Genomic DNA, 8,557 nt, shown 5'->3' on the forward strand with positions numbered 1-8,557 from the left:
GCTTGAGCTCCCAGCGAGTGCGAAGCAGGCAGACGCCGGGTGGCCCGGGCGGCGGTCCCGCGCGGCCGCGACTGTTGCGATGCCGCCGCGGCGCAGACGCTTGATGACGGTGACCCGCCGCGGGAGAATCCCGACGGGTGGCTTCGGCTGCCGCGGTCGAGACGGATTCGGTGGTCAGTACACCCAGGATTGGCTGATGGCGTGATCGCCCCTGCTCCCGCCCAGGTCCTGAGACGTCCAGACGGTCACCGGTTGTGGCCTTTCGCCAGGATGCTCCCGTCCGACTGCTCGGCCGTCCAGGAGGTGAGGACGCGCAGAGCGTCGTACGACGGGCTGTCGGGTTCGGCGGTGAGCACGCTCCACTGAAGCCCGCGGCGAGGAGCCGCTGGTTCCCACGCTCTTCTCCGACACCGTCGAGCAGGCTCACGCGCTCGGTGCAGAGCACGGCGCGCGTGGCCGGCACCCCCCGCTCGGTGAGCTTCTTCACGTCGGCCAGCATCGACAGGATCGCGACCTTCGATGCCTTCGCCCGAATCGGGCAAGCGGGTCGACTTCGTCGTCCTGAACGCGGATCCACTGGGGGACATCACCAACACACGGGGGTCGAGTCCGTCCACTCCGGAGACGACTGATTGACCGGTCGCACATCTGTGACCGCGTGCGCGGCGGCCGGCGCGTGACGATTCCGCTCGCCACCCGGCGGGAGAGCAGCCCGGCCACTCGGCCGGGGACCGGGCCGTGCGCGGGCAGCCATCCCGGGCGGCCTCGGCGACCGCCCGGGATGGCTCGCATCAGATCCGGCGCTCGCTCGAACCCTCGGCGTGCCGCGCGATCAGTGCCGACCTGCCCCACTCCGAATCGGCACCGTGTCCGTGCTCCGCGCCGCGGACGTCCTGCGGGCACCTCACTGGGGCCCCTTCGCTGCTCCCGGCAGCGTCCCGGGAGAGACGGTGAGCAAGGCGGTGAAGGTGACCGCACAGGCGATCACGATGTAGGTGGAGATTGACCAGGAGCCCCCCGTACTGGCGAAGAGAGCGGCAGCGACGAAAGGTGCTGGACCGCTCGTGATCATGCCGCCGACCTGGTACGCCACAGAGGCACCTGTGTAGCGGAAACGGGCCTCGAACAGTTCGGCCAGGAAGCTGGACACCGCGCTGTACGTGAGCGCGTGCCCGATGGGCATCATGAGGATCATCGCGACCAGGACCAGCCATGGTGAGGCGGTGTTGATGAGCCAGAAGAACGGGAAGGCCATGGCGGCCATGTAGACCGAGCCGACGAGTAGCGTGTTCCGCTTCCCCAGCCGGTCGGACAGGATGGCAACCGCGGGCACGGTGAAGATGTCCACGACGCAGGCCGTGATCAGACACAGCAGCAGCGTCTCGGCGGAGACGCCGATCTCCTTGGGGCCGTACGACAGCACGAACACGGAGACGACGTAGAAGGGGATATTGGCGGCGGCCTGGGTGAAGATGCCGATCACCAGCGGCTTCTTGGCGTGGCGCAGTGCTTCCACGATGGGGAAGGAGGACGTGGCCCGCGAGGCGCGCACCTCCTGGAAGTCGGGCGACTCGACGATCTGGAGCCGGATGTACAGACCCACCACGACCAGCACAATGCTGGCGAGGAACGGCAGGCGCCAACCCCAGGTCGTGAGGGCCTCCTCCGGCAGTTGCTTGACGGCGAAGAACGCGCCTGCCGACAGCACCAGGCCGGCCGGTACGCCCGCCTGCGGCCAACTGCCGTAGAACGCGCGCCGCCCTGGGGGAGCGTGCTCCACGGCCATGAGCACCGCACCGCCCCACTGGCCGCCCACGGCGAGCCCTTGGACGAATCGTGCCGCGACGAGGAGGGTCGGCGCGCCGACGCCGATCTGGTCGTAAGTGGGCAGCAACCCGATCGCCATCGTGGCGAGGCCCATCATCACCAGGGAGATGACGAGCATCTTCTTGCGGCCGACCCGATCACCGAAATGCCCGAAGACGATGCCGCCGAGCGGGCGGGCGACGAAGGCGACACCGAAGGTCGCAAACGACGCCAGCACACCCGCCGCCGGACTGAGCGACGGAAAGAACTGATCGCTGAAAACCAGCGTCGCGGCCGTTCCGAACAGGAAGAAGTCGTACCACTCGATCGCGGTTCCGATGAAACTCGCGAACGCGATCTTCGCCGGACTGACCTTGGGTCTGACGATTTCTTGTGTCAGCACAAGCGGCTCCCAACTAGCTGTGGCCAGGACGTAATCCGTCCGTTGGGCCGGGAGTGTGGCACGCCCCGACCTCTCACACAAGAGACTATGTATCGATCGGTCCAAACATCTACTGGACTTCATTGGAACGATCGATACACTTCCTTCCATGGCGATACCAAAATCATCAGTCGGCGGAGATCCGGCTCCCCGCACCGTGCTGGTCACCGGAGGGTCCCGAGGCATCGGTGCTGGCATCACCCGCGAGCTCGTGGCACGCGGGTGCAACGTCGCGTGCGGCTTCGCGAACAGCCGCGATGCCGCCGAAAAGCTCCGGGCCGACGCTCCCGAGAACGTCCTGTTGGTGCGATACGACCTCGACGACGAGGTCACGGCCGAATCGGCGGTGTCCGCCGCGCTCGACCGGTGGGGGCGGCTCGACGCCCTGATCCTCAACGCCGGCCAATGGGACGGCGGACGCCTGTCCGAAATGGACCCGGCACGGTGGTGGCGGATCATCGAAGCCAATCTCCGCGGCACGGCGGCGCTCACTCGTGCGGCACTGCCAGCACTGGTCCGGAGCCAGAACCCTGCCATCGTGCTGGTGTCGTCCGTCGTGGGCCTCATTGGCCACGCCGGGGACACCGCCTACGCCAGCGCCAAAGCGGCGATGATCGGCTTCGCCCGCTCCCTCGCCAAAGAGACAGGGTCCGACGGCGTCCGGGTCAACGTCCTCGCCCCGGGATTCATCGAGACCGGCATGACCGCCCGGGTCTCCCCCGAAGCGCGTGAGCGCATCGCCCGGTCCGGCATCCTGCGCCGCTTCGGCACGGTCGAGGAGATCGCACGCGCAGCCGTGTTCCTCAGCGAGGACGCGACCTACTGCACGGGATCCGTGCTGACCGCCGACGGCGGCTGGTCCCTGTAATCCCCGGTTTCCCTCCGCACCCACACCCCGAGAGAGGCACGAGATGAACGAAGGCCTGAACGAGCGCGAGTACCACCAGCTCACCGAGCGCATCCGGACCGCGATCTGGGACAAGCTGGATCCGCTCGAGGAGCGGATCGAAGACGAGGAGCGCATCCCCTACGACATCGTCCTGCCGGTGCTGCGCGAAGCGGGAGCCTTCGGGCTGCTCGTGCCCCGCGAGTACGGCGGCAGCGGCCTGTCCATCCGCCAGTACCTGCCGCTGATCGCGGAATTCGCCAAGATCCAGGGCGGCATCCGCGTGATCGTGCATGTGCACAACTCCTTCGCGCACGCCCTGTCCGAGATCGGTGACGAGGTCCAGCGCAAGAGCGTTCTGCCCGGCGCAGCGACGGGTGAGAAGTCGGTGGCCTTCGCGCTGACCGAGCCCGGGCACGGGACTGGTGCCGATCTGGGGACCACCGCCACACGCACGGACTCCGGATACCTCCTCAACGGCACCAAGTGGCTGATCACGAACTCCGACCTGGCCAGCCACTTCATCGTGTTCGCGAAGACCTCGTCCGAGCAGGTGTCGGCGTTCCTCGTGCCACGGAACACGGCAGGGCTGAGTATCGAACCGCTGCCCGAGACCATGGGCTGCAAGGGCGGTGAGCATGGCATCCTCACATTCGACGACGTGCGGGTGGAGGAGTCCGGCCTCGTCGGAGCGGAGGGCGAGGGACAGCAGCACCTCGAACGTGCCCTGGAAATCAGCCGTGTGTTCATCGCGGCCAGTTCCCTCGGAACGTCCGAGCGGGCGCTCGAGCTGTCCCTCGCGCACGCACGGTCCCGGGTGACCTTCGGCAAGCCCATCGCACAGCGGCAGGCCGTGCAGCGCTATCTTGCGGAGATGGCGATCGACGTCTACGCGCTGCGCGGCATGCTTGCCGACGCGGCCGCCAAGTGGGACGCCGGCGCCAGAATCCCCGCCGAGTCCGCGATGGTCAAGCAGTTCGGACTGGAGGCCGTGGGCCGCGTGACCGACCGCGCCCTGCTGGTACACGGTGGCATCGGCTACACCCGCAAGCACCCCATCGAGCGGCTCTACCGCGACGCGTGGCTGAATTGGCTGGAGGAAGGCACCCCGACGATCCAGTACATGGTGGCCGCGCGTGAGCTGCTGTCCGGCTACCGGTTCCACGACAGCATCGACCGGATGGTCTGACTGCTCGTCGTCGAGTAGCGCAGAGTGCGGGCGGAAGAGCAGCACCACATACGAGGTGAACCGGGAACGAGTCATCCGCGTGGCCGCAGAGCTGTTCGCCCGCAACAGCTACCACGGGACCGGCGTGGCCGAGCTGTGCAAGGCTGTGGGCCGGGGACCGGGGCGCTGTATTCCTACATCGGGGACAAGGAAGCCGTCCTCTGCGAGATCAGCAAGACCCAGGTCGACCGGATGAACACGCATGCTGAAGAACTACTGTGCGCCGACCTGCCTACGGAGCAGTTTCTGCACTTGCGGGCCTTACGGACTCATGGCCGTGAGGCCCGCACCCGTTTCACCGAGCGAGGCGGGTGCCGCCCAGGCCACTCTCACTAGGGCGTGTGTCGAAAGTGGATCTTGGTCGTGAGGTGATCTTGGTTCGTGGCACGTGGAGATCTGACGGACGAGCAATGGGCTGTGCTGGAGCCGTTGTTGCCGAAGGGCAAGAAACCTGGCCGCCCGCCGACGTGGGCCCGGCGGCAGCTGATCGACGGCATACGGTTCCGGGTCCGCACCGGTGTCCCGTGGCGGGACGTGCCCGCCGCATACGGGCCCTGGGGTCGGGTGTACGACCTGTTCCGCCGCTGGCAGCGGGACGGCACCTGGCATCGGATCTTCGCCGCCCTGCAGGCCCGGGCGGATGCGAAGGACCTGATCACCTGGGACCTCAACGTCGACTCCACCGTCGTGCGGGCCCACCAGCACGCCGCGGGAGCGCGGAAAAGGGGGGTCTGCAAAAGGAGCCGCCCGGTGGCCACGCCGTCGAGCCGGACGACCACGGACTCGGACGCTCGCGCGGCGGTCTGACCACCAAGCTGCACCTGGCCGTCGAACAACGACAGAAGCCCATGCCGATCGTGATCACGGCCGGGCAGCGCGGTGACTCCCCGCAGTTCGAGGCCGTCCTGAGCCGCGTCCGTGTGCCGCGGCTCGGGCCGGGCAGACCCCGCACCCGGCCCAACCGCGTGCGCGCCGACAAGGCGTACGCCTCCCGCAAGAACCGCGCCTACCTGCGGCGGCGCGGCATTCGCTGCACCATCCCGGACAAGGCCGACCAGGCGCGGAACCGCAAGAAACTCGGCTCCCATGGCGGCCGGCCACCGAAGTTCGACCCGGAGGACTACAAGGCCCGGCACGCGGTCGAGTGCGGCATCAATCGTCTCAAAAGGCACCGCTCCGTGGCCACGAGGTACGACAAGTTGGCGGTCCGCTACGAGGCGACGGTCCTCGTAGCTGCCATCAGCGAGTGGCTGTGACCAGCACATTCGATACACGCCCTAGTAGACAGCCGATACTCGCCGACAAGCGCCCGCATCGGAGTGTGAGGCGCGGACGCAGCGGCGGGTGGCAGCTCGCCGCGGTGCCGTTGGTAGTCCGACGCCAGGACTGACGCCGCCATGCCTTCAGCTCGGTTCAGTACCACCGGTCCCGCCCCTGCCTTCTGCGTTGAATCGGCCGGCACCCGGCCGGGGGACTCCTATGAAGCCGCGGATGCCCGGCTGGCCACGCGCGATGTCGGCCCGCTCGCAGAGCCGACGAACGGTCCGGAAGGCAGCCGTTGCGCCAGGCAGTCCCTGAGCGAGACTCCCGGGCAGAGCCAGGGCAATAGTCACTGTCAGTCCTTGATCTCGCAGATCGCCGCACCGGAGGTGAGGGACGCGCCGACCTCCGCGCTCAGGCCCTTGATGGTGCCGGACTTGTGGGCGTTCAGCGGCTGCTCCATCTTCATCGCCTCCAGGACGACGATCAGGTCGCCTTCCTTGACCTCCTGGCCCTCCTCGACGGCGACCTTGACGATGGTGCCCTGCATGGGCGAGGCGAGGGTGTCGCCGGAGGCGGCGGGGCCGGACTTCTTCGCGGCGCGGCGCTTGGGCTTGGCTCCGGCGGCGAGGCCGGTGCGGGCCAGGGTCATGCCGAGGGAGGCGGGGAGGGAGACCTCCAGGCGCTTGCCGCCGACCTCGACGACGACCGTCTCGCGGCCCGCATCCTCGTCCGCCTCGGTGTCGGCGGGGGCGGTGAAGGGCTTGATCTCGTTGACGAACTCGGTCTCGATCCACCGGGTGTGGACCGTGAACGGCTCGGTGGAGCCGGTGAGTTCGGGGGCGAACGCCGGGTCGGTGACCACCGCGCGGTGGAACGGGATGGCGGTGGCCATGCCCTCGACCTGGAACTTCTCCAGGGCACGGGCGGCGCGCTGGAGGGCCTGCCGGCGGGTGGCACCGGTGACGATCAGCTTGGCGAGCAGGGAGTCCCAGGCCGGGCCGATCACGCTGCCGGACTCCACCCCGGCGTCCAGCCGCACGCCGGGGCCGGACGGCGGGGCGAACGTGGTCACCGTGCCGGGGGCGGGCAGGAAGCCTCGGCCGGGGTCCTCGCCGTTGATGCGGAACTCGAAGGAGTGGCCGCGGATGACGGGGTCGTCGTAGCCGAGGGCCTCGCCGTCGGCGATGCGGAACATCTCGCGGACCAGGTCGATGCCGGTGACCTCCTCGGTGACCGGGTGCTCGACCTGGAGGCGGGTGTTGACCTCCAGGAAGGAGATCGTGCCGTCGAGGCCGACGAGGAACTCGACCGTGCCCGCGCCGACGTAGCCGGCCTCCTTCAGGATCGCCTTCGAGGCGCGGTACAGCTCGGCGTTCTGCTCCTCGGACAGGAACGGCGCCGGGGCCTCCTCGACCAGCTTCTGGTGGCGGCGCTGCAGGGAGCAGTCCCGGGTGGAGACGACGACCACGTTGCCGTGGGAGTCGGCGAGGCACTGGGTCTCGACGTGCCGCGGCTTGTCCAGGTAGCGCTCGACGAAGCACTCGCCGCGACCGAAGGCGGCAACGGCCTCGCGGACCGCGGACTCGTACAGCTCCGGGACCTCTTGGAGGGTGCGGGCCACCTTCAGGCCGCGACCGCCGCCACCGAAGGCGGCCTTGATCGCGATCGGCAGGCCGTGCTGCTCGGCGAAGGCGACCACCTCGTCGGCGCCGGAGACCGGGTCCGGGGTGCCCGCGACGAGCGGGGCGCCCGCGCGCTGGGCGATGTGCCGGGCGGCCACCTTGTCGCCGAGGTCGCGGATGGCCTGCGGCGGCGGGCCGATCCAGATCAGGCCGGCGTCCAGGACGGCCTGGGCGAAGTCGGCGTTCTCGGAGAGGAAGCCGTAGCCGGGGTGGATGGCGTCCGCGCCGGACTCGCGCGCGGCGTTCAGCACCTTGTCGATGTCCAGGTAGCTGGTGGCCGGGGTGTCACCGCCCAGGGCGAACGCCTCATCCGCGGCGCGGACATGCAGAGCGTCGCGGTCCGGGTCCGCGTAGACGGCCACGCTTGCGATCCCGGCGTCCTGGCAGGCCCGGGCCACGCGGACAGCGATTTCGCCACGGTTGGCGATGAGCACCTTCGTCAGCATGCCGTCTCCTGATCGCTCGCCAAGTCGGCGTTGAGCCGGTCCACGGTCTCGACGATCCCGCGGATGTCAGCGCCGGGGGTGAACACCGCGTGGACGCCCATCGCTTCGAGGGCGGTGACGTCGGCGTCCGGAATGATGCCGCCGACCACGATGCGGACGTCTCTTACGTCCTGCTCGTCCAGCAGCCTGACGACCTGCTCGACGATCGTCAGGTGGGCGCCGGAGAGGATGGAGAGGCCGAGGATCGGCGCGTCCTCCGCGATGACCGTCGCGACGATCTGTTCCGCGGTCTGGTGCAGGCCGGTGTAGATCACCTCGTGGCCGGCGTCGCGCAGCGCCCGGGCGATGACCTTGGCTCCGCGGTCATGGCCGTCGAGCCCGGGTTTGGCCACCACCACGCGGGCGCGTGGGGCCGGGACCGCAGCGCCATGACCAGGGCGCTGCTTCAGGACGTTCATGGTGTCTCCGATCGGGTGTTCAGCGAGGCAGGGCGGGCGCGAGCCAGCCGACGGTGCCGTAGGTGTGCGGTGTTCGCGGGGAAAGACTGCGCGAGGTCCAGGCGCTGGGGCGCTCGGGTGCGGGCGGGGGCGCCGACGCTCCGGCCAGGGGCAGCACGGAGACCACGGCGGCCAGCTCCTCCAGTGTCGGGTTGCCCCGTAGGACCTTGATCGTCACAGCGGCTCCTTACAGGGGGATGTTGCCGTGCTTCTTCGGGGGCAGGGATTCCCGCTTGGTGCGCAGCTGACGCAGCCCGCGCACGATGTGACCCCGCGTGTCCGACGGCATGATCACGGCGTCGATGTA

7 protein-coding genes are annotated in these 8,557 nt (G+C 69.0%); 3 read left to right on the forward strand and 4 right to left on the reverse strand.

Annotation, left to right across the window (positions count from 1 at the left end):
- Window positions 1-904: 904 nt before the first annotated feature.
- Window positions 905-2,209, reverse strand: coding sequence for an MFS transporter (locus ACTWQJ_RS13185; RefSeq protein WP_443306823.1), 1,305 nt, complete (start codon window positions 2,207-2,209; stop codon window positions 905-907).
- 148 nt (window positions 2,210-2,357) lie between these two features.
- Between ACTWQJ_RS13185 and ACTWQJ_RS13190 the strand changes: the two genes are divergently transcribed.
- The 3 genes from ACTWQJ_RS13190 (at window position 2,358) to ACTWQJ_RS13200 (ending at window position 5,618) form a co-directional block, all read left to right on the forward strand.
- Window positions 2,358-3,116 carry an SDR family NAD(P)-dependent oxidoreductase gene (locus ACTWQJ_RS13190; protein ID WP_443306824.1) on the forward strand — a complete coding sequence of 253 codons (759 nt, stop codon included), beginning with the start codon at window positions 2,358-2,360 and terminating at the stop codon, window positions 3,114-3,116.
- A gap of 43 nt (window positions 3,117-3,159) precedes the next feature.
- A complete protein-coding gene (locus tag ACTWQJ_RS13195) occupies window positions 3,160-4,323 on the forward strand; it encodes an acyl-CoA dehydrogenase family protein (protein WP_443306825.1) in 1,164 nt (387 codons plus the stop codon).
- Between the two features lie 420 nt (window positions 4,324-4,743).
- Window positions 4,744-5,618, forward strand: a protein-coding gene (locus ACTWQJ_RS13200) for an IS5 family transposase (RefSeq protein WP_443306826.1) whose coding sequence is annotated in 2 segments (ribosomal slippage) — window positions 4,744-5,101 and window positions 5,101-5,618 — 876 coding nt in all. Because the reading frame shifts where the segments join, the coding sequence is not laid out codon by codon here.
- Between the two features lie 359 nt (window positions 5,619-5,977).
- Here ACTWQJ_RS13200 and ACTWQJ_RS13205 read toward each other — a convergent pair.
- From ACTWQJ_RS13205 to ACTWQJ_RS13215, 3 genes are read right to left on the reverse strand one after another with little or no spacing between them, the layout of a single operon-like run.
- Window positions 5,978-7,750 (reverse strand): acetyl/propionyl/methylcrotonyl-CoA carboxylase subunit alpha, encoded by a 1,773-nt coding sequence (locus ACTWQJ_RS13205; RefSeq protein ID WP_443306829.1) that lies wholly within the window; start codon window positions 7,748-7,750, stop codon window positions 5,978-5,980.
- Window positions 7,747-8,211, reverse strand: coding sequence for a cobalamin B12-binding domain-containing protein (locus ACTWQJ_RS13210; protein WP_443306827.1), 465 nt, complete (start codon window positions 8,209-8,211; stop codon window positions 7,747-7,749). Before ACTWQJ_RS13210 ends, ACTWQJ_RS13205 begins: the two co-directional genes overlap by 4 nt.
- A gap of 19 nt (window positions 8,212-8,230) precedes the next feature.
- Window positions 8,231-8,428, reverse strand: coding sequence for an acyl-CoA carboxylase subunit epsilon (locus tag ACTWQJ_RS13215; RefSeq protein ID WP_443306828.1), 198 nt, complete (start codon window positions 8,426-8,428; stop codon window positions 8,231-8,233).
- Between the last annotated feature and the right edge of the window lie 129 nt (window positions 8,429-8,557).

The organism is Streptomyces sp. KR55, from assembly GCF_052245645.1.
Lineage (GTDB): Bacteria > Actinomycetota > Actinomycetes > Streptomycetales > Streptomycetaceae > Streptomyces > Streptomyces flavusporus.

Coding starts and splice junctions, on each gene's coding strand:
- ACTWQJ_RS13195 (WP_443306825.1), top strand. CDS start 3,160: ATGAACGAAGGCCTGAACGAGCGCGAGTACCACCAGCTCACCGAGCGC.
- ACTWQJ_RS13190 (WP_443306824.1), top strand. CDS start 2,358: ATGGCGATACCAAAATCATCAGTCGGCGGAGATCCGGCTCCCCGCACC.
- ACTWQJ_RS13210 (WP_443306827.1), bottom strand. CDS start 8,211: ATGAACGTCCTGAAGCAGCGCCCTGGTCATGGCGCTGCGGTCCCGGCC.